General features: G+C 50.3%; 22 protein-coding genes. 10 read left to right on the top strand and 12 right to left on the bottom strand.

Annotated features, from left to right (window positions below; genetic code table 11):
* Window positions 1–80: 80 nt before the first annotated feature.
* From xni to queF, 5 genes are all read right to left on the bottom strand, one after another.
* Entirely contained in the window at window positions 81–872 is a 792-nt protein-coding gene (gene xni / locus BZG25_RS10660; RefSeq protein ID WP_108743037.1) for a flap endonuclease Xni, read from the bottom strand.
* A 118-nt stretch (window positions 873–990) separates the two neighbouring features.
* Window positions 991–2,346: a nucleotide 5'-monophosphate nucleosidase PpnN gene (gene ppnN, locus BZG25_RS10665; RefSeq protein ID WP_077607288.1), complete on the bottom strand. Its 1,356-nt coding sequence runs from the start codon at window positions 2,344–2,346 to the stop codon at window positions 991–993.
* A gap of 119 nt (window positions 2,347–2,465) precedes the next feature.
* Complete coding sequence (locus BZG25_RS10670; protein WP_052708027.1) at window positions 2,466–4,022, bottom strand: diguanylate cyclase; 1,557 nt, start codon at window positions 4,020–4,022, stop codon at window positions 2,466–2,468.
* 77 nt (window positions 4,023–4,099) lie between these two features.
* Window positions 4,100–6,445 (bottom strand): hypothetical protein, encoded by a 2,346-nt coding sequence (locus BZG25_RS10675; RefSeq protein WP_077578882.1) that lies wholly within the window; start codon window positions 6,443–6,445, stop codon window positions 4,100–4,102.
* Between the two features lie 57 nt (window positions 6,446–6,502).
* Entirely contained in the window at window positions 6,503–7,351 is an 849-nt protein-coding gene (gene queF, locus BZG25_RS10680) for an NADPH-dependent 7-cyano-7-deazaguanine reductase QueF (protein ID WP_046074164.1), read from the bottom strand.
* 63 nt (window positions 7,352–7,414) lie between these two features.
* Here queF and syd point away from each other — a divergent pair, with 63 nt between their 5' ends.
* Window positions 7,415–7,963, top strand: coding sequence for a SecY-interacting protein (gene syd / locus BZG25_RS10685; protein ID WP_046074165.1), 549 nt, complete (start codon window positions 7,415–7,417; stop codon window positions 7,961–7,963).
* On the top strand, window positions 7,960–8,739 hold the full coding sequence (locus BZG25_RS10690; RefSeq protein ID WP_046074166.1) for a Zn-ribbon-containing protein: 780 nt from the start codon (window positions 7,960–7,962) through the stop codon (window positions 8,737–8,739). Before syd ends, BZG25_RS10690 begins: the two co-directional genes overlap by 4 nt.
* On the opposite strand, the gene BZG25_RS10695 is transcribed toward BZG25_RS10690, so the two are convergent.
* The 4 genes from BZG25_RS10695 to BZG25_RS10710 form a co-directional block, all read right to left on the bottom strand.
* Window positions 8,736–9,014, bottom strand: a complete 279-nt coding sequence (locus tag BZG25_RS10695; RefSeq protein WP_077578881.1) for a hypothetical protein — start codon at window positions 9,012–9,014, stop codon at window positions 8,736–8,738. The genes BZG25_RS10690 and BZG25_RS10695 overlap by 4 nt on opposite strands.
* A gap of 36 nt (window positions 9,015–9,050) precedes the next feature.
* Entirely contained in the window at window positions 9,051–9,284 is a 234-nt protein-coding gene (locus tag BZG25_RS10700; protein ID WP_046074168.1) for a DUF2789 domain-containing protein, read from the bottom strand.
* Between the two features lie 876 nt (window positions 9,285–10,160).
* Entirely contained in the window at window positions 10,161–10,484 is a 324-nt protein-coding gene (locus BZG25_RS10705) for a DUF3301 domain-containing protein (RefSeq protein WP_077578880.1), read from the bottom strand.
* Complete coding sequence (locus BZG25_RS10710; protein WP_077578878.1) at window positions 10,474–11,526, bottom strand: DUF3549 family protein; 1,053 nt, start codon at window positions 11,524–11,526, stop codon at window positions 10,474–10,476. Before BZG25_RS10710 ends, BZG25_RS10705 begins: the two co-directional genes overlap by 11 nt.
* 139 nt (window positions 11,527–11,665) lie before the next feature.
* On the opposite strand from BZG25_RS10710, the gene BZG25_RS10715 reads away from it, so the two are divergent.
* Entirely contained in the window at window positions 11,666–11,983 is a 318-nt protein-coding gene (locus BZG25_RS10715; protein WP_046074171.1) for a YqcC family protein, read from the top strand.
* The gene (gene truC, locus BZG25_RS10720; protein WP_241828699.1) at window positions 11,980–12,732 is read left to right on the top strand and encodes a tRNA pseudouridine(65) synthase TruC; all 753 of its coding nucleotides are present in this window, start codon (window positions 11,980–11,982) and stop codon (window positions 12,730–12,732) included. The genes BZG25_RS10715 and truC overlap by 4 nt, the downstream gene beginning before the upstream one ends.
* 60 nt (window positions 12,733–12,792) lie before the next feature.
* Here truC and BZG25_RS10725 read toward each other — a convergent pair whose 3' ends face one another.
* The 3 genes from BZG25_RS10725 to map all read right to left on the bottom strand — a co-directional run bounded on the left by BZG25_RS10725 (window position 12,793) and on the right by map (window position 16,716).
* Window positions 12,793–13,170, bottom strand: coding sequence for a DUF3461 family protein (locus tag BZG25_RS10725; RefSeq protein ID WP_046074172.1), 378 nt, complete (start codon window positions 13,168–13,170; stop codon window positions 12,793–12,795).
* Window positions 13,171–13,248: 78 nt separating this feature from the next.
* Window positions 13,249–15,867 (bottom strand): bifunctional uridylyltransferase/uridylyl-removing protein GlnD, encoded by a 2,619-nt coding sequence (gene glnD, locus BZG25_RS10730; protein ID WP_077578875.1) that lies wholly within the window; start codon window positions 15,865–15,867, stop codon window positions 13,249–13,251.
* A gap of 54 nt (window positions 15,868–15,921) precedes the next feature.
* Entirely contained in the window at window positions 15,922–16,716 is a 795-nt protein-coding gene (gene map, locus BZG25_RS10735) for a type I methionyl aminopeptidase (protein WP_046074174.1), read from the bottom strand.
* A 446-nt stretch (window positions 16,717–17,162) separates the two neighbouring features.
* Between map and rpsB the strand changes: the two genes are divergently transcribed.
* The 6 genes from rpsB (at window position 17,163) to BZG25_RS10765 (ending at window position 22,001) form a co-directional block, all read left to right on the top strand.
* On the top strand, window positions 17,163–17,891 hold the full coding sequence (gene rpsB / locus BZG25_RS10740) for a 30S ribosomal protein S2 (protein WP_046074175.1): 729 nt from the start codon (window positions 17,163–17,165) through the stop codon (window positions 17,889–17,891).
* 132 nt (window positions 17,892–18,023) lie between these two features.
* Window positions 18,024–18,866, top strand: a complete 843-nt coding sequence (tsf, locus tag BZG25_RS10745; RefSeq protein ID WP_046074176.1) for a translation elongation factor Ts — start codon at window positions 18,024–18,026, stop codon at window positions 18,864–18,866.
* 82 nt (window positions 18,867–18,948) lie between these two features.
* Complete coding sequence (pyrH, locus tag BZG25_RS10750; protein ID WP_046074177.1) at window positions 18,949–19,677, top strand: UMP kinase; 729 nt, start codon at window positions 18,949–18,951, stop codon at window positions 19,675–19,677.
* Between the two features lie 53 nt (window positions 19,678–19,730).
* Window positions 19,731–20,288, top strand: coding sequence for a ribosome recycling factor (gene frr / locus BZG25_RS10755; RefSeq protein WP_046074178.1), 558 nt, complete (start codon window positions 19,731–19,733; stop codon window positions 20,286–20,288).
* Between the two features lie 75 nt (window positions 20,289–20,363).
* Complete coding sequence (locus BZG25_RS10760) at window positions 20,364–21,134, top strand: isoprenyl transferase (RefSeq protein ID WP_046074179.1); 771 nt, start codon at window positions 20,364–20,366, stop codon at window positions 21,132–21,134.
* Window positions 21,135–21,149: 15 nt separating this feature from the next.
* A complete protein-coding gene (locus BZG25_RS10765; protein ID WP_046074180.1) occupies window positions 21,150–22,001 on the top strand; it encodes a phosphatidate cytidylyltransferase in 852 nt (283 codons plus the stop codon).
* The last annotated feature ends 16 nt before the right edge of the window (window positions 22,002–22,017 follow it).

The raw sequence follows: 22,017 nt of genomic DNA on the forward strand, positions 1-22,017 counted from the left end.
GCAGTGTGGGCCTATCTTAGCACCGCATACCGGCTTTATACTTATTCATCACCACTGAACTTCATCACCACTGAATACGGTTACGAGGGTTGGCCCTCAGCGGCAGGTTCAAAACGGATATCTTGTAGGTTAAAGCCTAGTGGGATATCCGTTTTTAGTTGCGCGACCTTTTTACAACGTTGAGCCAGCTCATAATGACCGTTGAGTTTTTTTTGCCACTTTGGTGCCAGATCCTCAGCAGCGAACACTGCATCGATAGTGGCATAGTCGCTCAGCAAGCTGGCGGCCGTTTTGGGACCGATCCCTGGCACGCCACTTATCTCACTACTGCTGATCCCTGCGAGCCCCCAAAAATCGCAAAGCTGCTCTGGACGAACGCCGAATTGTGATTGGACGAAGGCGAGATCTAACCAGCGCTGCTGAAAGTAATCGCGGATCCTGACTGTCGGTTGCAATAGCTGACAGTAGCCTTTGTCAGTCGATACGATTGTGACATCTTGCCGGCGCTCGGCCACTTTTAAAGCCAGGGTGGCAATCATGTCGTCAGCTTCATCGCCTTGAGAAAGCAACGAGTCGACGCCGTGCTGCCAAAATGCATCTTGAATCGCATCTAACCCTTGCTCGAGTACTGCAGGCATTGGTTTACGGTGTTGTTTGTATGCCGGCAAGATCTCTGCGCGCCAGCCACGATCATTACCCAGGTGATCAAAGACAGCAATAATATGGCTCGGCTGGCTATGATTGATGATTTTATTGAGGGTTTTGAGGCAGGCATTCACCGTGGTGTCGATGGCATCGCCTTCAGGCTGAGCCGCGTGGACACGGCGAATGAGGTTCATTGCATCGATAATGACAACATGGAGGTTAGACATAATAAAAACCAGTAATAACGCGCAGCATGAGCCGCGCATTATACCTGTGTTAGTGGCATAACGCAGTGTGCGAGATGCAGGTTATCGATAGCTCGCCGGCTCAGTGCGCGCGTTAAGGCTAGGAAACAATCTCATAGCACGGCACATAGGCGGTGCCTGGCAGCTTCATCCGTTGTTGGTCGACGAAGCTTTGTAACAGTTTGTCCATTTTTGCCATCAAATACTTGTCCCCATCAATTTTAAATGGGCCGTGTTGCTCGATATTGCGCATCCCCTCGTCTTTAACATTCCCTGCCACAATGCCCGAGAATGCCTGACGTAACGCTGAAGCGAGTAACTCTGGGCGCTGATTCATGTGCAAGTTGAGGTTAGCCATGTTTTCGTGTGTTGGCGCAAAGGGATGTTGGAAGTCCGGCTCGATTTTCAATGACCAATTGTACGAGTAGGCATCGCCGGTGGCTTTGCGATGCTCTTTGACGGCAGGCATGGCATTTTTCATTAATCGTGCGGCTTTGGCTGGATCGTCAATCACGATTTCATAATATTGGGTGGCTTCCTCGCCCAATACATCACGAATAAAGGCATCGATATCGCGAAAGTAATCTTCACTTTCTTTCGGGCCGGTTAACACGATAGGCAAAGGCTGTGAGCGGTTATCAGGGTGCATCATGATGCCAAGAATATACAGCAGCTCTTCCGCTGTCCCTGCGCCACCTGGGAAAATGACAATCCCATGCGCGATACGGACAAATGCCTCTAGGCGCTTTTCAATATCTGGCATGATCACCAGCTCGTTAACCATGGGGTTCGGCGGCTCAGCAGCGATAATAGAGGGCTCGGTTAAGCCAATAAAGCGGCTGTCATACGTGCGCTGCTTGGCATGGCCGATGGCTGCGCCTTTCATTGGCCCCTCCATCGCACCAGGGCCACACCCCGTACAAATATCTAGTTCACGCAGACCAAGTTCATGACCCACTTCACGCGTGTATTGATATTCGATGTCGTTGATTGAATGCCCCCCCCAGCAAACCACTAAATTAGGATCGACTCGCGGGCGGAGCGTTTTCGCATTACGCAATATACCGAATATTAAGTTAGTGATATGTGGTGAGCTATCGAGGTTGAGGGCAGGACTATGCTCGAGCTGCACATTGACGTGAATAATGTCGCGTAGTACCGAGAACATATGCTCTTGAATGCCGCGAATGATCTTACCGTCGACAAAGGCATGATCCGGTGGATTAACCAGCTCGAGTTTGATGCCCCGCTCTCGGCGCAACACGCGAATTTCAAAGTTGGCGTGTTTTTCAAGAAGTGCTTTGGAGCTGTCTGTATGGCTGCCTGAATTTAAAACGGCCAATGAGCAGTTGCGGTATAAGCGGTACAGATCACTGCTGGCGCTGGCTTTTAAACGATCGACCTCTATTTGAGAAAGCAGATCCATCGTTCCAATCGGACTAATGTGTGTGATCATAGCGACAACCTCTTACACGCCGACATCCTGTTTAACGCAAGCCAGGCTGTCGAGCGGTGCTATAAAAATCAGTGTGTTAATTAAAAATACACACGCTAGCCACAATTGACCAGTAAAAATTAACACCAGATGATTTGGTTGCGACCACTGTTTTTCGCTTGATAGAGGGCTTGGTCAGCACGCTCTAGCACCGGCGTGGGGGTGTCCTCACCTTGGAAGAGGGTGGCACCAATTGAGACGCTAATTGAAACGCGCTCGTTTTTAAACTTCAACGGGAGTTTGCGAATGGTGTGGCTAATATTGGCCAAAATATCGGTCCGCGTTTCATCATCCGCATCAGGTAGTAAAATGACAAACTCTTCGCCACCAAAGCGGGCAATAAAGTCGGTGTCGCGCAGACATTGGTAGATGCTGCGCGCGATAATTTTCAACGCTTTATCACCGACTTCGTAGCCAAATTGTTGATTCACTTGTTTAAAGTGGTCAAGATCAATGACGGCAAGGCAAAACTCACGCTGGTACTTTTTCCATAACCGGTACTCATGCTCCAAACGATCGTTAAGGGCGGCACGGTTGTAGACGCGGGTCAGCGGGTCTAACAGGCGTTTACGTTCTTGGTCGCCGACGCGACGATGTTGATCGAGGGTTTGCTCTGCTAAGGCGCTAAGTTGGTTCTGATTGTGTGCCAACTGCTCTTCCAAGGCTTGTTCGCGATTTTTGAGCGCTTTGTTTTCTTGCGCGATCACTTTCAGCTCTGCAAGCGCTTGGGTTAATGCGGCTTCTGGGTTGGCTTTTGCCGCGCCTTTCCGTTTGAGTTCGTGTTCAATATCGTTAATGGTGCGGTCGAGGCGCTGATCGACACCTTGATGTGCCAGCCGTAGTTGTGTCGCATGATCATGCGCACGGGTATTTTGTTGGCTTATTGAGACGAGGTCATCATTGACTTGACTGAGAAATTGCTGCGAAGCCCGCCGCTCAGATTGGGTAGCTTCCAGAATCAGCTTGAGTGCCGCCAACGTCAAAGACACCACGGTAGCCGGTGATATATCGGTCAGCAGTTCACGGCGGATTTCAAGCAACTTATCGCCTGCTTGACCGTTGATATCGAGCTCTGTAATCAGGTTTTGTAGTTCATCAGCGACGCGACGTATCTGATCGTTGTCGATGTCTGGTGTTTGTTGGGTGCGGGGCCTAGCAACTTGCAAGGTCACGGCGCGTTCGTAAAGCTGAAGTAACTTAATGAGGTGTTGTGTGCGTTCGGTATCACCGTTCGCCGGTTGCGCTAATAGATCTCGCAAGTCACGTTTCAATTGAGCGGGGAGACCTGTCACTCGCTGTAGTGTTTCACCACTGGTGTGAAATTGCTCATCGAGGTGTGACTGTGCTTTTGCTTGTGTCATGTTTTGATGACCCACCATGCGTTCAATAACGGCTAAACGCGGAAGCAACGCGCTAACATCCTGCGTTGAATACAATACGTCACGGAACTCGGCCAGTTTTTGGTCGACCAAGTTATTTTTACCCGAGCACGTGGCGATAAAGCGCGAAACCAGCCGTTTAAGGCTATGGATTTCTCGACGCGACTTAAGCGCCAGCTCCCGATACGTTGAGGGCGACGCATTATTACCCGCCTGAGCGGGCTGGGCCGACAACGGTGATGGGGTGGACTTAGTCATTTTATCGAGGAAATACCTGATTATATTCGCGTTTTGGCGCCATTGGTAGCGAAAACAGTTTCACTAACTACCTGTAGCTATACCGACTTATTGCTCTGATCATCAATAACTGACGATGGCTTTTTATCAGATTCGTGATCCTTCTGCCAGTTCAATAAGTCGTTCGCTGAAGATTTAACCTTTACCAATCCAGAGTCAATCCCTTTCAAGCAAGCATGACGTAAGTTGGTGTTCACGAAGCTCGCGGCGGGCGCTGTGTTAATCGCGCTAAAGTGTACCCAATGACTTTCTCCGGTCTGTTGCGCGAGATCACTGGCTTGATGAGTAGCCGTTAATAAAATCTCGATTAACTCTTGGTCATTAATCGATGTGTACGCGCGCGGTAAAAAAGGGTATTCCGCGAGACCAATGGCGACTTGCGGCGTGAGCGCTGGAGGTTGGTCACCTGCATTCACCGTTTGTGCCTGACAGCTTTGGTAGTGGCTGACAAAGTCTGCGATCAAAGACTGCACAAAATGAGCAAGCGCGTCAGGCTGGGTATCTTGATCCCAATTGGTCTCGATATAAATAAACAAGGTATCAGCGAAATGATATAAGCGGCCAGATTGAGTGACTCGTTCGGACAAATAGTCGCCAAGCTGACGCTCGATATCTTGCGCCCTTTGATAACCGAGACGCAAAAATAACGCTTTTAGAAAGGCGACATCGAACATGGCAAAGCGTAGCCGATCACTGAGTGGCTGGTGGATCATGTCGTTCAGATACCATTGCTCAAAGTTGGCGTTACTTTTTTCCAACGAACGCGGTAACTTGGCATTCAGCATGCGTAAGTTCCTCAGCCCGGTGCGTGGGTGCGTATAAAAGTCATCACGCAGCTCTTCGAGTTCTCCTTGACGCATCACCGCGGCACGATGACGAAGGTAAACAATGGCCACCAACACCCCAAGGCTGCCTAGTAGGAAATAGTTGACCTTTTGTAGGTGGAGCTGCTCTTGGTGTGCGCTATCTAGCTGGCGCTGCAATTCATCCATCTGTAGCTGTCGCTCGACCACACGCTGTTGTTGTTTAAAGGTATCGGCTTGTTGCTGTTGCTCTGATTGCGTTTGCTGTGCGCGCAGCTTTTCATAATCACGTTGCATCATCAGAGCCGCTTGATACTTGCCTTGCGATTCCAAGGCTTTGGAGAGGGCGTGATGCGCCATCGTCATGGTTTTGCGGTCTTTTTCTACCTCTGCTCGCTCCAGTGCGGTGCGAATTTCTTTCTCTGCTTGCTTTGGTTGAGACAGTGCAAGATGAATACGTCCTTGTAACAACATTGCCTGTGTGGTCAGCGGCGAGTTGGGTAGGCTACCGACCAGTCTTAACGCATCTTGAATGTATCTGTCACTGAGCGGGAAATGCTCTAGCTGATAATAAGTGCGAGCGATGGCTAAGTGGACTTGCGCAAGCGGTTGGAGGCGACCGAGTGCTTGCTCAATTTCAAGCGCATTAAAATAATGCACCAAGGCAAAATTATAACGGGCTTGCTGCTCATAAATGGTGGCTAATAGGCGCTGTGACGCTGATAAACGTCGGCTTAATGAGAAGTGCTCAAAAAAGGCAGCGGCTTGGTTCGCGTGCTCAAGGGCTTGATTGAGCACGCCTTGCTGGTTATACAGCTTGGCCAGCTTCATATTGGCATCCGCAATCAATGCCGTGTATTCGTTCTCGCTTGCTATCCAGAAAGCACTGAGTAACTCGGTAAGGGCACTTTCATGTTGCTTTTGGTCGAGTAAAAAGCCGCCCAACGAGAGCTGAAACTCGACTTTATCCCGCAAGTCTTGGGGATCATTGCTAAGCTGGCTTCGCGCATTCTCATAGGCGACAAGCGCGGTTTCACTGTCTGCGGTCGCCGCGAGAATATTGGCACGCAGTAAAGCGCTTTTAAAGCGGCTTGCTTGGCCGTTTAAGCTGTTTTCCGGCAAGGTTTCAATCGCTTTTTGGGCGGCATCGAGTGTCGCTAAGGCGCGCGTCGAGTCGCGATCAAGGTGCCAGACAAGAGAGGCCTCGGTCAGTAAAACTTGCACTTGTACGTGTTTTAAGTCGTATTCATCGACCACTTGATACGCTTTTTGTAGCGCGGCTTTAGCCTCTATGGGTTGATCGAGATACGCATAGGCTCGGGCACTGATCAAATAGGCATACACGGTATGCAATGGCGTGCGAATCGAGCGATCCGTGTCGTTATTGACGTGTGAGCGGTTGGCACCTGTGGTTAGGCGGCGTTGGGCTAAAAACCGATTGCTGATTTCCAACGATTGCGCTGGAGAGGTCTCGAGAAGCTTTTCGGCATTGGTTAGCACAGGTGAGGAGTGGATAGCGGCAAACGCCGTTATCGACGTTAACCAAAAAAGCAGGCCTACGAGTAGTCGGCTGATGCGCATGCGCCATCCTCTAAATAAAGCGATGAGAGAAAGGCTGCCCGCAGGCAGCCTGTGGTGTTATTGTCTTGCCAAACGGTTGTTTTCGCTTGGTGTTTTACCCATGTTCGTACGGTATGGATTAATATCTAAACCACCGCGACGCGTGTAACGGGCATAAACGGTGAGCTTTTCTGGCTGGCAAAAACGCATGATATCCATAAAAATGCGCTCCACACATTGCTCATGAAACTCATTGTGCTCACGAAATGACACCAAGTAGCGAAGCAGCTTCTCACGGTTTATCTTGTTGCCTTTATAGGCGATTCTCACCGAGCCCCAGTCTGGCTGATTGGTAATCAGGCAATTTGATTTGAGTAAATGGCTGTGAAGGGTCTCAGACACAACCGCGCCTTGAGCGGCACCGTCGAGCCAGTCTGGGTTAAATGTGTAGTCATCGATGCTGATATCTTGGTGATCGATGCATTCACCCGCTAGGCCAGCGATGGTTTCTCCCTCTAACTCACTGAGCGGTGATAAGGTGACATCCACCTCTTCGCCCGCACAGGCGGATAAATCGGTTTGCAATGCGTTAGCTACCTGTTGCCAGTTATCAAAGCGGGTTTGATTAAAGCTATTGAGGTACAGCTTAAATGATTTTGACTCGATCAAGTTGGGGCTAGAGGCCGGTAGACGGACTTCGCCAATCGCGACCTGGGGCAAACCATTTTTGTTGAGCCATGACAGCTCATACAAGGTCCAGGTGTCGTAACCGGTAAAGGGCATCGGCGCATTATCTAGTCCGATGGCCTGACGATTTAGCGCGCGAGGGACCGCACGCAGTTGTGACGGATCGTACTGGGTTGGATAATCTGTTTTTTCGCCAAGTGATAAATTGGCGAGGGCATCGGCATCTTGATAATTGCTCATACGGATCTGCTATTGATTCAAGTAGAATGGGTAAAGTTTACTGAATCTTGCTATAGGTTGCGAATGGAGAACACAGTACATCGTGCCCTTTGGGCGCTAACACAGAATTATATGGCGGTATGGCAGAGTCATTATCAACATTTACCCTGTACAGATGCCTACATTGGCTTGCCATCTCCCTGTGTTGTGAGCGAAAACGATCACCAACTACAATGGCAACCGGTCAAGCGCGACGCTTTGGCCGACTTTGCCAATGTAGAACAAGCAATCGCGTTGCGTTTGCATAGCGATATTAAAGATTTTTACAACGCATTTTATTGTGCAGATTTATCGGTTCGTTATCAGGGGGAGTCGATAAGCTTGCTTCAGGTATGGAGTGATGATGACTTGGCGCGCTTACAAGAAAATATCTTGGGGCATCTGATGATGCAGCGTCAGCGCAAGCTTACGCCGAGTGTCTTTATTGCGACCACAGCCGATGAAATGGTGATCATTGCAATTGATAACATGAGCGGAGAAGTGATCAGAGAAACCCTTAATAAAGGGACGCGTGATGTGATTGCCCCCAACCTGGAAACATTTCTCGCGGCATTAGAGGTTGATGTGGCATGATTCTCACGGAACTGACCTTTGAGTGCTTTGATAATACCACCGTTAGTGCGGTCGACCGTACTATCAACGGCCTCATGGATGCATTACGTTATAATGGCCAGGTGCTTGGACGCGAGTTTCCGATCTTGATGCAAGAGGGCCAGTTTCAGCTTCGTGTTGTCTGCCCAGATGAAGACGCCTTGCACCCACGCTTTCACAGCCCACAAGTGAAACGGGCCTTACAGCAGCTAGCCGATGCGTGCTTAACCCAACCGAAAGTGCGTGTGCTTGGGCGCGATTTGAACTCAGAACAAGCCGCTCCAAGTGTCTCACCGACCTGGCAAGTGCTCTACACCACCTTTGTTCACACGTGTTCGCCGCTGCGTTGTGGCGATACCCTGCTCCCCATCCCGCTTTATCGCTTACCCGCCACCTTTAACGGTGATCACAAAGCGGTCATCAAATGGCAAACAGAATGGCAAGCCTGTGATGAGTTACAAATGGCCGGTGCCAGCGATGCCGAATTTGCAGGCTTGAATGAAATTGGGTGTCCCAATACGCGCCTATTTCAGCGCGGTTGGGATTTACGTGGGCGGATAGAGTACTTAACAGGCACGCCGACTTACTACTATCAATATCGCGTTGGCGGTAAAGATAAAGAGAGTGAGCTTCATCGCCCATGCCCTCAGTGTGGCGAGCCTTGGCGGCTTGAGGCCCCGTTACACGATATCTTTCTGTTTAAATGCGACCGTTGCCGGCTAGTATCCAACCTTTCTTGGGACTTTAAACTGGCTTAGCGGCTTGAATACTGGGCTTCTAGCGTCGCTAATCGCTCGCTCAACTCGGCCACGTGTTGTTCGAGCTGGCTGATACGCTCAGCATCAGATAGCTTGATGTCATCGACGGGTATCTCGGGTAGCGGTGTATTGGTCTTCGCGCTCTTCACCGCTTGAATAATCAAGGGGAGGGGGACTTGCGTTGTCAATTGGGCTTTCACCTTTGCCACGGTGACGGTTTGCCCTTTTGCGTCGAGCACCTTGAGTGCTCGCGCCAGCTCAGCTTGATAGCTCATCAGTTAATCCTAGCGACATAACAGGAGAGAGAAAGATTAGGGCTTTCTCAGCAGCGCATCAAGCATATCAACCTGTTCCGCCCAATCCGCGTCTTCCTTTATGGCTTCATCAATAAACGCCCGTTGTGCCGCGTTCCAAAATGGGGCATCGACCAGTGTTTGCCCTTCAACCAAACAGTGGCTGGATAGGAAGTGCTCAATTGAGGCCTTATCGGTTGCTAAGCCCAGCTGCTCAAAAAGGTGCTGTAAGTCGTGTTGAAAGGTTTCCATTGTCCCTCCTGGCTGCTCGATACGCGTCTATACTCACTATAGTAGCAGCCTCCGCCCCATGTTGTGATGAAAGCGGTGCCTGTGAGCATAGGACAATGCATAGAAAAGATCCCTGCTCCGTGTGAGATATCTCTTACAAGAGCGTGGGATAAAAGCAGAATCTTGCTACGAAAATTGACCCCCTTGTTTTTATTTTTTCTTCTATTACAAGTGCTTACTGTTTATTCTTTGGTTTAAGATAAAAAATGAGAGATTGAGCAGGTGAGAATGGCTTGTACCAAACGCTCAGTCGCGTAATCTTGTCGGTGTCGGAAGGGAACTGACACAGGGAACAGGAATCACCAAGGACTTGGTACCTCAGGATGAGGCAGTACTTCAGGAAGAAGCGCTGGCATGGATTGCAAAAAGGACAACGGATGGAGCCGTTCTCTACAAGCAGGAAGCTTGTACGTCAGGAAGACTTAGGACAACCCAGGATGGGGGCTTAAGGACTACTTCAGGACGAAGTCATGGACACCTCCAGGATGGAGAGCTTATCGAAAACGGGAATTTCGGTTTGTCAGGATGACGAAAGGACACCTCCAAGACGGAGAGACATGGAACGACGCTGAAGGATTCGGCGACTGATCAAGGAATGATGCAGGGAGCACCTTTTAGTAGCAGGATGGCTGCAAGTAAAACTCTAGGGCGCGGCGCAAGCTGCGCCCTTTCCTTTTTTCTGGCCGGTTAAACCGACACCGGTGACTCCCTGTCACGCACCGTTAGCACTAACCTTGCGTGTGCACCATACTTCTAATCTAGTACAGCTTTTCACGTCGCGCGAATAATTATCCCCGCCTTTTTAGTATCAACATGGTTGGCGTTGTCGGGTGACATCTAACCGTCGGTTTGGCCTGCTCTTGGCATCGCATGAACCGGTGTGTCTATGGCCTTTAATCTTAACCCTCGAAGCTGAGCGTGACCGATATAATGATCATCCCCGGTGGCAGAAAACTCGAACCAGTATTGAGTGAGCCATTGCCACCCTTGCTCGGTTCTCCGTATGGTGTGACGGCCTCGTGCGATAGACAATAATTGCAACTCCATCCGCTGGCAGTATTGGCGAATGTACTGGTGCGCTTGCTCGGATTGTCGCCGCTGTTGCCAGAACAGTAAAGCGGCGACAACAACCAAGAGAATGGTCAATAGATCAGTGATCATGGTGGGTTTGCTTCACCGCTTGCTGCATGCGTGCCATTGCTTGAGTCAGGGCGGGTGATGTATGGCCATGTAAACGACCCAATAGCGCGCCACGAAGGGGAGGTAACATCACCAGATCCGCATAAACCTGTTGAAATAACGTCGCATCGTGCTGATCGGCGAGAGCAATCAAAAAGCGATCCAGAGCAGCATCATCGGTCAAGTGATGCCAGCAGCGACCGGCTATCGCGACAAAAATCTCGCGATGGTGTAATTCAGCGCGATCAAGTACCGCATCAATCAGTTGATGCCGAGTGGCTGATGGGGCGCCCGCATGTGTGCGGATTAATGCGCTGACCAAAAAAATATCAACCTCTTGCGTCTGACACATTTGCTGAAACATATCGCGCAAGCTTGCCGCGAGTTTGTCATTGATTTGGCAGTGCTCCAAGCACCCGAGAAGGGCGTACAATGGCGTGGTCGGTAGATGATTGAGCGCTTTGCGGACGCGAGTGGCATTGTTTTGCTCGGCCATGCGTACACAGGTATCAGCGAGCCCTTGTAGGCCCACCCCTTGCCAATTATCCCAGCCAAGCTCGCCATTTAAATAATGCTGTGCATGATCATAATACTGGCTAGCTGGCCGGCCCAGTTGATAGGTCAATGTGGCATGAAACATCGCCATTTTGTCGTCGGTGGGCGTAAACGTATAGGGGTTATTGGCCAGTTTCTCACGCTGCTCTTTATTCGGTGTCGCGGTTAAGCGCTCTCCCATGGCCGCGCTGACATACTGTAAAAAGTCTCCCATCGCGGTGTGATTGAGGAGGCCGCGTTCATCGAGAGGCATTTTTAAGAACCATACCCAAGGAGCGCCGCCTGACGGCCAAAAGGCGATAGCCATATGCGCGTGTTGACGCAAGGGGTAAGGGTAAGGTTGTTGATTGGCCTCAACCGCACGAAAGGCCGTTTCATCCAGTTGACAAACACGACGGCCTAGGTCGTAAATACTGAATTGACAACCGGCGTGGTCGAATAGGGCGCTGAGGGCGTGAACCGTTTCCATGATGTCCGCTCTTAGTTATCGCTTGATGCGCGCGAGTATATCAGTTTTTCCCGGCTAGATGCTTGTCTTGTTGATGTTGTCTTTGTCGGGATCATGCTATGCTTCGCGGTTTCTAATTTGAGTAATGATGGGACTGTCAATGACACTTTACCAACAGTGTGAGCAACTTCTGGATGAGCTTGAGCAAGTGTTAGATGCGTGTGACCTACTCCAGTCCGAGCCACCATCACCTAAACGACTGGCCAGCCGCGAGCCTTTTGCGGTGGATACGCTTGATTGCCATGAGTGGTTACAGTGGATATTTATACCCAAAATGCGTGCCTTGGTGGTTGCTCGCCAGCCGTTGCCAAGAAATTTTGAAATCGCCCCCTATGTGGAAGAAGCGATGAAAGAGCAGCAAGGGGCGACGGCGGTGGTCAAAGTGACTTATCGTATTGATGCGCTTTTAACCCAATGATGAGTGAACAACCATTATCCATTTTATACCGCGATGAGTCATTGGTTGTGGTGAACAAGCCTGCAGGGATGCTGGTCCATCGTTCGTGGCTGGATAAAGGGGAAACGCGTTTTGTTATGCAGACACTAAGGGATCAGATTGGTCAGCATGTTTACCCTTTACACCGACTCGATAAACCGACGTCTGGTGTGTTGGTGTTTGCGCTGTCGAGCGAGGTGGCGTCCTTGATGATGCCTCAGTTTGCGCAAGGGCAGATTAAAAAAGCCTACTATGCGGTGGTCAGAGGCTGGATCACAGAAGCCAGTCGACTCGATTACCCACTGGTGGAAGAACAAGACAAAATAGCAGATAAAAAGGCGAGCCAGCCGCCCACGGCCAAACCGGCCGTGACGGATTATCAACCGCTGGCATCGGTGGAGCTGCCTATCGCAACAGGACGGTATGCGACCAGCCGCTATAGCCTCGTGGCGATGCAGCCGCAAACGGGAAGAAAACACCAATTGCGTCGCCACATGCATCACCTCAGTCATCCGATTATTGGCGATACTACGCATGGCGACGGAAGGCACAATCGTGTTTTCCGCGAGCATTTTCACTGCCATCAGCTTTTACTTCATGCCAATGAGATGCAGTTTATCCATCCCGTTAGCGCTGAGACGGTCAAGATACAGGCGCCGCTCGATACCACGTGGCAACGTATCCTGTCGGCATTGGAGTGGGATGTGCCTTGCACAACCTCCTTGGCGTAAACAGCCCTCTGCAGGCCGCACCTTGCAGGCCGCACCTTGCAGGCCGCACCAATATACGTGTTAGAGTTTATCTAGCTCGGCTTCGATTTCGGCAATCTTACTGGCGACCACTTTTTCCAGATGACGGAGATCGGTGAGTACTTTTTGCTTCACGTCTTGTTCGGTGTGCTCGTGCTGAACGATACGATCCAGTTCATCGATCACCAGAGACAAGCTGCGGTTGATCTCAGTGACCTCTCGAGAGCGTCCGGTGCCACTGTCGACAACCACATTTTTCCGCTGGCGTGGATACTTAAATTTCATGCTTCGCGCAAAAAGGTCGCCCTTTTGCTTGCTGAAGTACACTTTGAGCGTGTCATAACTGGCTTCTTGACGCAGAGAATAACGCTCAATCTTTTCCGGATGTTCAATACCGATATTTTTCAACTGCTGATACATAGCCACCTCATGGTTGAATGTTTTCTCTATTAAGCGACGAACTCATCGTCGCTTAGCATAGTTGATGGGGGTTGCTTGTTACTTGGCGCGAGCGAGCGCTTTCTCCAGTGCCGCTTTTAACTGTTCCTGATGCTCGGAAGTTAATGCTTGGTTCTCTGCGTCGGTGACGATAAAAAAGTCTTCGGCGCGCTCGCCAATGGTGGTGATTTTAGCGGCATGGACACTGACATTTTGGCGCGCAAAGACGGCCCCGACCCGAGCTAGTAGTCCAGGTGTGTCGAGTGCTACTAGCTCCATCAATGTGCGACGACCGTTTTTCGTGGGTAAGAAAAGTACCTGGGTTTTAACCGAAAAATGCTGAAGTTTTTGCGGTGCTCGCCGTTTGGGGATAGTCATTGTCCCGGTTTCTCCCAGCGCCTTGCTGACCCCTTTGATTATGCTCGGGTGACGGTCAAGAGGAATGGCATCGTCATTTTGGTCTAGCACCATAAAGGTATCGAGGGCGTGACCATCTTTACTGGTCATCACTTGTGCATCATGGACGCTCAGGTTTTTCTTATCGAGAGCCGCTACCACGCGCGCAAACAAACTGGGCCGGTCTTGGCAGTAAACAAAAATCTCGGTCCCGCCACGGGTTGCTTTTTTACTTACCAGCACCAGTGGGGCGTCGCCGGTGTGATGAAGGAGATGCTCACTGTGCCAAGCAATTTGTTTATGGGTATGGCGCAGAAAGTAGTCCGCCTTGAAACGCTGCCATAACACTTCTATATCCCTCGGGCTATGGCCTTGTTTACGTAACATTGCAGCCGCTAAATGTTTGTTATGACGAATGCGTTCACGCACATCTGGTGGGTTTTCTAAGCCTCGGCGGAGCGCTTTTTGTGTAGAGTAATACAGCTCTGCGATCAGTGTGCGCTTCCAACTGTTCCATAAGTCTGGGTTGGTGGCATTAATGTCTGCGACGGTGAGACAAAGGAGAAGGTCCAGTCGTTCTTCGTCGCGCACTTCTTTGGCAAAATCGGTGATAACATCAGGATCGTATATATCGCGGCGCTGTGCGGTGACGGACATCAATAAGTGATTACGGACGAGCCAGCTAACAATATTCGCTTCTGGTTTTGACAAACCATGCTCTAAACAAAAATCATGCGATTCAATGGCGCCAATTTCGCTATGATCCCCGCCACGTCCCTTGCCAATGTCATGGAAAATGGCTGCAATCAATAAAAGCTCACGGCGTGCTAAACGGGGGAAGACATCACAACAGATCGGATGGCGGTCTCGGTTGGCTTCGTCATCAAATAAGCGCATATGTTTGAGCAGTCGGATCGTGTGCTCATCAACCGTGTAGACATGGAACAAGTCAAACTGCATCTGCCCAACAATTTGACTCCACTGTGGTAAGTAGGCTGACATCACCCCGTGGCGATGCATTAAGCCAAAGGCCTTGTGCAGCGCATTGGGGTGACGAACCAAGGCCATGAATTTTTCGCGTGCGTCTTCTTGCTGACACAAAAAGTGATTGAGTCGACGTCTTGCTGTACGCAACTGCCGCAGGGTAGGCGCTGCAATCGCTTCAATCGACGTGTCATTGGCAATATGCAGCATCATGTCGAGAATGGTTTCCGGTCGCGCTTGAAATAGCGCGGGTTTGCGCGCTTCGATGGTGCGTCCGCAGCGCTGAAAATCATCACTTAAGACGTCGGTTTCTCCGGCGCGACCATTATCGATGATCACTTGATCAAAGATTTGTAGCAGCATTTTGTTGAGCTCACCGACCCGCCCAAGCGTGCGGAAGAAGTCTTTCATCATGGTTTCGACCGCACGATTCCCTTCACCGCGGTAACCGAGTAGTTCCGCGACCGATGTTTGATGCGCGAAGGTGAGGCGATTGTCGTAACGGCGCAGCTCAAGGTGAAGCGCAAAGCGAATTCGCCATAATACATTTTGACACTCATTGAGCTCGCGATATTCCGCGTCGGTCAAAAAGCCAAAATCACTCATCTCTCGTAAGCTGGTGGCACCAAAGTGACGGCGCGCAATCCACGATAAGGTGTGAATATCGCGCAGGCTGCCAGGACTGAGTTTCAAATCAGGCTCAAGCTTGTAGGCGGTGTCATGATAGCGGCGGTGGCGGGCTTTTTGTTCTTCAACTTTGGCTTGATAAAACCGTTCGCTGGGCCAAAAGCTGTCATCATGCACGCGCGTTTCAAGCGCATCAAAAAGCTGCGCGTCACCACATAATAAGCGAGATTCTTGTAAGTTGGTGGCGACAGTCAAATCGTCCAGCCCAACCCGAATGCACTCGTCGACGGTGCGTACACTGTGGCCGACTTCGAGCTTTAAATCCCATAAAAGAGTAAGCAGATCGCTTAAACTTTGTTGCTGGTGAGCATCTAATGGGGCCTGGCAGAGCAGGAGTAAATCGATATCCGACAGAGGGTGCAGTTCGCGCCGACCATATCCCCCCACCGCGACTAAGGCAAGTGAGGTGTGTGCGAACCCAAAGTGATGCCACAAGCGTGCCAGTAAGGCATCCATATAATCGGTGCGCTGGTACACCAATTCCGCCACAGGAACATTGGCCAAAAAGTCCTGTTTTTGCTGTTCAAGCAATTGCTGAAATTGGGCTTTGAGGGTGATGGGGTCGAGCTGATCATCCTCAAGGTGTTGTGGCGTAATCACTGTGTCTGTCATGGCGATCCTTTGCGCAAAAAAAAGCCGGAGCGAAGCCGGCTTTTAAGGGTTGGATTAGTGGTTGATGTAACGCGGGAGGTTTTCTTCCTCTCTCAACGTTAATACCTCGACGCCCGTCTCGGTGACCAACAGGGTGTGCTCCCACTGGGCCGATTTTTTACCGTCGATGGTGTATACCGTCCAGCCGTCGTCTTCATCAAGCACGGTACCGTATTTACCTGCATTAATCATAGGCTCAATGGTGAAGCACATGCCAGGTTTGAGTACAGTGCGATCATTATTTTTGTAGTGCACCACTTGAGGGTCTTCATGGAAGCTCGCACCAATGCCATGCCCACAGTACTCTTTCACGATAGAGTAGCGTGTATTGCTATTTTTAATGAATTTTTGAATGGCGGTCCCGAGCTCACCCACGGTAGCCCCCGGTTTTACCTTTTTGATCGCGTGATAGAGACTTTCTTGTGTCACACGACAAAGACGTTTGTCTTCCAAAGAGACCTCTCCGACTAAAAACATCTTTGAGGTATCGCCATGGTAGCCATCTTTAATCACGGTCACATCGATATTGACAATATCGCCATCCTGCAACACATCATTATCATTCGGAATGCCGTGACAAACCACGTGGTTAATCGAGGTGCACATTGACTTTGGAAAACCGTGGTAGTCCAAGGTAGCCGGCGTGGTGCCTTGCACTTCAGTCATGTATTGGTGGGCAATGTCATCCAGCTCACGCGTAGTGATACCGGGTTTTACATGGTCGCCAAGCATGACGAGCACGTCGGACGCCAAGCGGCCAGCGACGCGCATTTTTTCAATTTCTTCTTCTGTTTTAATCGGGATTGTCATTTTGCTTTCTCACTTTAATTTGGGTCGCTCAATGATGACGATAAGAACGAGAGCCGGATCTTTTCACGCTCGGTATCATCGAGCACAGCCGCCCAGACCTGCTACGCTTGTCGCAGTGACTGAGGTGATCAGCCGTATGATGTGGCGCTATGGTACCAAGCCATCTGCATTCTGGAAACCAAAAGGGGCAGGATCCCGATGAGATGCAGTGGCAACCACGCTTGACCGAATGCGCAATATTGCTGGATTTTGCTGGTGTTTTTGTGGTATAAAGCGCGCCGAAAACCGTCATTGTGATCAATCTAGCCGAGCTGGGTTTCAGTTTGATGGTCTTCACTCAATACTTTTTATTTTAAATCACACACATATCGACACATTAACCGGGGTGCCCTCAAGCGGGTCGGTGAATGGGATATGTGGAGGCCTAACCCCAAGAGGAAATTATCATGGCTACTGTTTCAATGCGCGACATGCTCAAGGCGGGCGTACACTTCGGTCACCAAACTCGTTACTGGAACCCAAAAATGAAGCCTTTCATCTTTGGTTCACGTAACAAGGTGCACATCATCAACCTTGAGAAAACTGTACCAATGTTTAACGATGCTTTGGCTGAACTGTCAAAAATCGGTGAGCGTAAAGGTAAAGTCCTGTTCGTTGGTACTAAGCGCGCAGCAAGCGAAGCGGTAAAAGCGGCAGCAGAAAACTGCGAGCAGTTTTATGTAAGCAACCGTTGGTTGGGCGGCATGCTCACTAACTGGAAAACCGTTCGTACATCTATCAAGCGTCTGAAAGACCTGGAAACTCAGTCTACTGACGGTACGTTTGAGAAGCTGACCAAGAAAGAAGCACTGATGTACACCCGTGAGATGGAAAAGCTCGACAAATCACTGGGTGGTATCAAGAACATGAACGGCCTGCCTGATGCAATGTTCGTTATCGATGCGGATCACGAGCACATTGCCATCAAAGAAGCGAACAACCTGGGTATCCCAGTATTTGCAGTGGTAGATACTAACTCTAACCCAGACGGCGTTGACCACGTCATTCCAGGTAACGATGACGCAATCCGCGCTATCCAGCTTTACCTGAATGCCGCGTCTGACGCTTACAAAGAAGGCCGTAGCCAAGACATCGTTGCGCAAGCAGAAGACGAGCTGGTTGAAGTCGCTGAATAAGACGACAGCTCCTTGTGAGCGTTCTTAGCCATCAGCGTGTCATCTTTCATGCTGTAAGCTAAGTATGGTTAGCAGGGGCCGATTTCGGGCCCCTGTTTTTTACCCAAATAGTTTCGAATCGAGGATTGAACAATGGCAACTGTTACCGCTGCCCTGGTTAAAGAACTTCGCGAGCGCACTGGCGCTGGCATGATGGAATGTAAAAAAGCACTGGTTGAAGCGAACGCAGATATCGAAGTGGCAATCGAGAACATGCGTAAGAGCGGTGCGGCAAAAGCAGCGAAAAAAGCTGGCCGTGTTGCTGCTGAAGGTGTGATCCTAGTGAAAGAAAACGAAGGCAAAGCAGCGATCGTTGAGATCAACTGTGAAACTGACTTCGTTGCAAAAGACGCAAACTTCGCGGAATTTGCTGATCAAGTTGCTGAAACTGCACTGGCTGAAGGCCTTGAAATCGACGCGCTGAAAGAAAAATTTGAACAGCAGCGTGCTGATCTCGTCGCGAAAATCGGTGAAAACATGGATATTCGTCGTGTTTCATTCATCGAAGGCGAGAAAGTGGGTTCTTACCGTCACGGCGGTCGCATCGGTGTTATCGTTGCGGCAAAAGCGGACGAAGAAACCATCAAGCACGTGGCTATGCACATTGCAGCGTCTAAGCCTGACTATGTTAACCCTGAAGATGTACCTGCCGACGTGGTAGAGAAAGAGAAGCAAATTCAGGTTGATATCGCAATGGAATCAGGCAAGCCTGCTGACATCGCAGAGAAAATGGTTGCTGGCCGCATGAAGAAATTCACCGGTGAAATTTCTCTGACGGGTCAAGCATTCGTCATGGATCCATCACAAACTGTGGGCCAAATGCTGAAAGAGAAAGGTGCCGAAGTGACCGACTTCATCCGCTTTGAAGTGGGCGAAGGCATCGAGAAAGAAGAAGTAGACTTTGCTGCAGAAGTTGCTGCGGCACAACAAAGCTGATTTTTCTGACTCAGACCGCGGTGCTCGCCGCGGTCTTCCATAACCTTCTTCCCTAACTAGTGCCTAATAGAAAGGTAGTGAAATGACTACAAATCCTAAGCCAGCTTATCAACGAATTTTACTTAAACTTAGCGGTGAAGCCCTGCAGGGCGATGATGGATTCGGGATTGATCCCGCCGTGCTAGATCGCATGGCACAAGAAATCAAAGAACTGGTCGAGCTGGGTGTTCAAGTGGGTTTGGTTATCGGCGGCGGTAATCTATTCCGTGGTGCTGGTCTTGCTGAGGCGGGAATGAACCGTGTTGTGGGCGATCACATGGGTATGTTAGCCACCGTGATGAACGGATTGGCAATGCGTGACGCACTTCATCGTGCCTATGTGAACGCGCGAGTGATGTCAGCCATTCCCTTGAATGGTGTGTGTGATAGCTACAATTGGGCAGAAGCGATTAGCCAGCTTCGCAATGGTCGCGTGGTGATATTCTCCGCCGGGACAGGTAACCCTTTCTTCACCACGGATTCGGCGGCGTGCTTACGCGGTATCGAAATTGAATCTGATATCGTGATTAAGGCAACCAAGGTTGATGGTGTTTACAGTGATGACCCAACCAAAAACCCGGATGCAACGCTTTATGACTCGCTGACATATCAAGATGTTTTAGAAAAAGAGTTGAAAGTGATGGATTTGGCCGCATTTACGTTAGCACGCGATCATAAGTTGCCACTTCGTGTCTTTAATATGAACAAGCCAGGTGCATTGCGCCGTGTCGTGATGGGCGAGGCAGAAGGCACTTTGATCACTAACAGCTAAGCCGGTATTGGTGGCATAATCTTACAAACTAATTCAATCGCAAGGATACTCCCGTGATTAATGACATAAAAGACGACGCGAAAGCGCGTATGGATAAAAGTGTAGAGGCGCTAAAACACACGCTAGGTAAATTGCGCACAGGCCGTGCTCACCCCAGTTTACTGGAGGGGATTACTGTCGAGTATTATGGGGCTCCAACGCCACTTAATCAGCTCGCCTCTATCGTGGCTGAAGATGCGCGTACGTTGGCGATCAGCGTATACGACAAGCAAGTGACTCAAGCGGTTGAAAAAGCAATCATGACCTCAGACTTGGGTCTCAACCCAGCCTCTGCCGGCACCGTGATCCGTGTCCCTTTGCCGCCGCTGACCGAAGAGCGTCGTAAAGACATGGTGAAAGTAGTGCGTGCCGAAGGCGAGCAAGGCCGTGTGGCCATTCGTAACATTCGCCGTGACGCTAACAATGAGCTTAAAGCGCTGCTTAAAGACAAAGAAATCTCTGAAGATGACGAACGTCGTGCGCAAGATGATATTCAAAAGTTGACTGACGAAGCGGTCAAGAATGTTGATGCACTTCTTGATGCAAAAGAAAAAGAGTTGATGGAAGTCTAAATCTCATTAGACTTTACCGCCGATGCTAAAGCGCTGTGCGTGCAGTACAGCGCTTTTTATTTGCCAAGGAGAAACATGAGTTCCCAGTCTCTTGATGCGCAGCTCGAATCTGCCGCTTTACCGCAGCACATTGCCGTAATCATGGACGGTAATGGACGCTGGGCCAAGGCACGAGGCAAAGCCCGTGTGTTTGGACATAAAGCGGGTGTGAAAGCGGTGCGTAAAACGGTGAAAGCAGCGTCTGAAATCGGGGTCAAAGCCCTCACCTTGTTTGCATTTAGCAGCGAGAACTGGCGTCGCCCTGAAGACGAAGTGAGTGTATTGATGGAGCTGTTTATCAATGTGCTTTCTCGTGAAGTCAAACGACTCGACAGTCATGGGGTGCAACTACGCATCATCGGTGATACCTCTCGCTTTAGCCCGTCACTGCAAGCCAAAATAGCCGAAGCCGAAGCCCTAACGGCCGACAATGACCGTTTAGTGCTCAATATTGCTGCCAATTATGGTGGGCAGTGGGACATCACTCAGGCAACACGCCGTGTGGCTGAAGAAGTCGCGGCAGGACAGTTGCAGCCCAATGATATTGGCGAACAAGATATTGCGCGCCATCTCATGTTGGCCGACTTGCCGGATGTGGACTTGATGATCCGCACCAGCGGGGAGTGTCGCATTAGTAACTTTATTTTATGGCAAGCCGCTTATGCCGAGCTGTGTTTCACCGAGCAATATTGGCCGGACTTCAACGAACAGAGTTTGTATGATGCTGTGGCTTGGTACGTCAACCGGGAGCGACGGTTTGGTTGCACGGGCGAGCAAATCAAAGCCATGATAACAACGGATAAGTAACCACGAGGAATCAGTTTGCTCAAACAACGAGTTTTAACCGCGGCTTTATTAGTCCCGTTAGTGGTCGCGGGCGTCTTCTACTTACCCTTTCCTGCCTTTGTGGCAGCGATAGCGGTCGTCACGCTTATTGGGCTATGGGAGTGGACGCAATTTGTTTCAGCGTCTTCACGCCTGCTGACTTTTATCATTCCCGCTGCTGCGTTGGCATTGTCTCTGTTTGCTCTCCCTTTTGATGCCATGGCATTGGGGCACGTACGTTTTCCGCCTTTTGCGGTTGCTGCTGCGGGGGCGGCGTGGTGGCTGTTTGCCACCGTTTTAGTGCTCGCGTTCCCGCGCTCGGGTAACTATTGGACTCATAGCAAGCTACTCCGTCTTGTCTTTGGCCTGCTTACTATGCTGCCGTTTATGTGGAGTGTGTTGTTATTGCGGGCGGCGGACTATCAGTTTTCGACCTATTACGGTGCGAAGCTAGTCTTGCTGGTCTTTGTTTTGGTGTGGTGCGCCGATAGTGGCGCTTACTTTGCCGGAAAGAAATTTGGCAAACACAAAATGGCGCCGGCGGTAAGCCCCAATAAAACCCTCGAAGGGTTGCTGGGTGGACTTTCCGCAGCGGTTGGTGTGACCTGGCTTGGCGCCCATGTCCTCGAGCTTCATTTTGCCAACCTCGGTATCTTGTTGGCGATTGCAATGGTGACGGCCCTTGCGTCGGTATTGGGGGATCTCGCGGAAAGCATGTTTAAGCGTGTGGCAGGGATTAAAGACAGCGGGAACCTGCTGCCCGGTCACGGCGGCATTCTCGATCGTATTGATAGTCTGACGGCGGCATTCCCTGTTTTTACCGTGTTGTACTTCGCGTTTGCGAATTAAGTGAAACGAGTCGTTG

The sequence above is a fragment of the Salinivibrio sp. ML198 genome, assembly GCF_001996015.1.
In the GTDB taxonomy this organism is placed as follows: domain Bacteria; phylum Pseudomonadota; class Gammaproteobacteria; order Enterobacterales; family Vibrionaceae; genus Salinivibrio; species Salinivibrio siamensis.

What these genes read in the sequence shown, in the direction of transcription:
- xni (WP_108743037.1), bottom strand. Translation starts at nt 872, where the DNA reads ATGTCTAACCTCCATGTTGTCATTATCGATGCAATGAACCTCATTCGC.
- ppnN (WP_077607288.1), bottom strand. Translation starts at nt 2,346, where the DNA reads ATGATCACACACATTAGTCCGATTGGAACGATGGATCTGCTTTCTCAA.
- BZG25_RS10670 (WP_052708027.1), bottom strand. Translation starts at nt 4,022, where the DNA reads ATGACTAAGTCCACCCCATCACCGTTGTCGGCCCAGCCCGCTCAGGCG.
- BZG25_RS10675 (WP_077578882.1), bottom strand. Translation starts at nt 6,445, where the DNA reads ATGCGCATCAGCCGACTACTCGTAGGCCTGCTTTTTTGGTTAACGTCG.
- queF (WP_046074164.1), bottom strand. Translation starts at nt 7,351, where the DNA reads ATGAGCAATTATCAAGATGCCGATGCCCTCGCCAATTTATCACTTGGC.
- syd (WP_046074165.1), top strand. Translation starts at nt 7,415, where the DNA reads ATGGAGAACACAGTACATCGTGCCCTTTGGGCGCTAACACAGAATTAT.
- BZG25_RS10690 (WP_046074166.1), top strand. Translation starts at nt 7,960, where the DNA reads ATGATTCTCACGGAACTGACCTTTGAGTGCTTTGATAATACCACCGTT.
- BZG25_RS10695 (WP_077578881.1), bottom strand. Translation starts at nt 9,014, where the DNA reads ATGAGCTATCAAGCTGAGCTGGCGCGAGCACTCAAGGTGCTCGACGCA.
- BZG25_RS10700 (WP_046074168.1), bottom strand. Translation starts at nt 9,284, where the DNA reads ATGGAAACCTTTCAACACGACTTACAGCACCTTTTTGAGCAGCTGGGC.
- BZG25_RS10705 (WP_077578880.1), bottom strand. Translation starts at nt 10,484, where the DNA reads ATGATCACTGATCTATTGACCATTCTCTTGGTTGTTGTCGCCGCTTTA.
- BZG25_RS10710 (WP_077578878.1), bottom strand. Translation starts at nt 11,526, where the DNA reads ATGGAAACGGTTCACGCCCTCAGCGCCCTATTCGACCACGCCGGTTGT.
- BZG25_RS10715 (WP_046074171.1), top strand. Translation starts at nt 11,666, where the DNA reads ATGACACTTTACCAACAGTGTGAGCAACTTCTGGATGAGCTTGAGCAA.
- truC (WP_241828699.1), top strand. Translation starts at nt 11,980, where the DNA reads ATGATGAGTGAACAACCATTATCCATTTTATACCGCGATGAGTCATTG.
- BZG25_RS10725 (WP_046074172.1), bottom strand. Translation starts at nt 13,170, where the DNA reads ATGTATCAGCAGTTGAAAAATATCGGTATTGAACATCCGGAAAAGATT.
- glnD (WP_077578875.1), bottom strand. Translation starts at nt 15,867, where the DNA reads ATGACAGACACAGTGATTACGCCACAACACCTTGAGGATGATCAGCTC.
- map (WP_046074174.1), bottom strand. Translation starts at nt 16,716, where the DNA reads ATGACAATCCCGATTAAAACAGAAGAAGAAATTGAAAAAATGCGCGTC.
- rpsB (WP_046074175.1), top strand. Translation starts at nt 17,163, where the DNA reads ATGGCTACTGTTTCAATGCGCGACATGCTCAAGGCGGGCGTACACTTC.
- tsf (WP_046074176.1), top strand. Translation starts at nt 18,024, where the DNA reads ATGGCAACTGTTACCGCTGCCCTGGTTAAAGAACTTCGCGAGCGCACT.
- pyrH (WP_046074177.1), top strand. Translation starts at nt 18,949, where the DNA reads ATGACTACAAATCCTAAGCCAGCTTATCAACGAATTTTACTTAAACTT.
- BZG25_RS10760 (WP_046074179.1), top strand. Translation starts at nt 20,364, where the DNA reads ATGAGTTCCCAGTCTCTTGATGCGCAGCTCGAATCTGCCGCTTTACCG.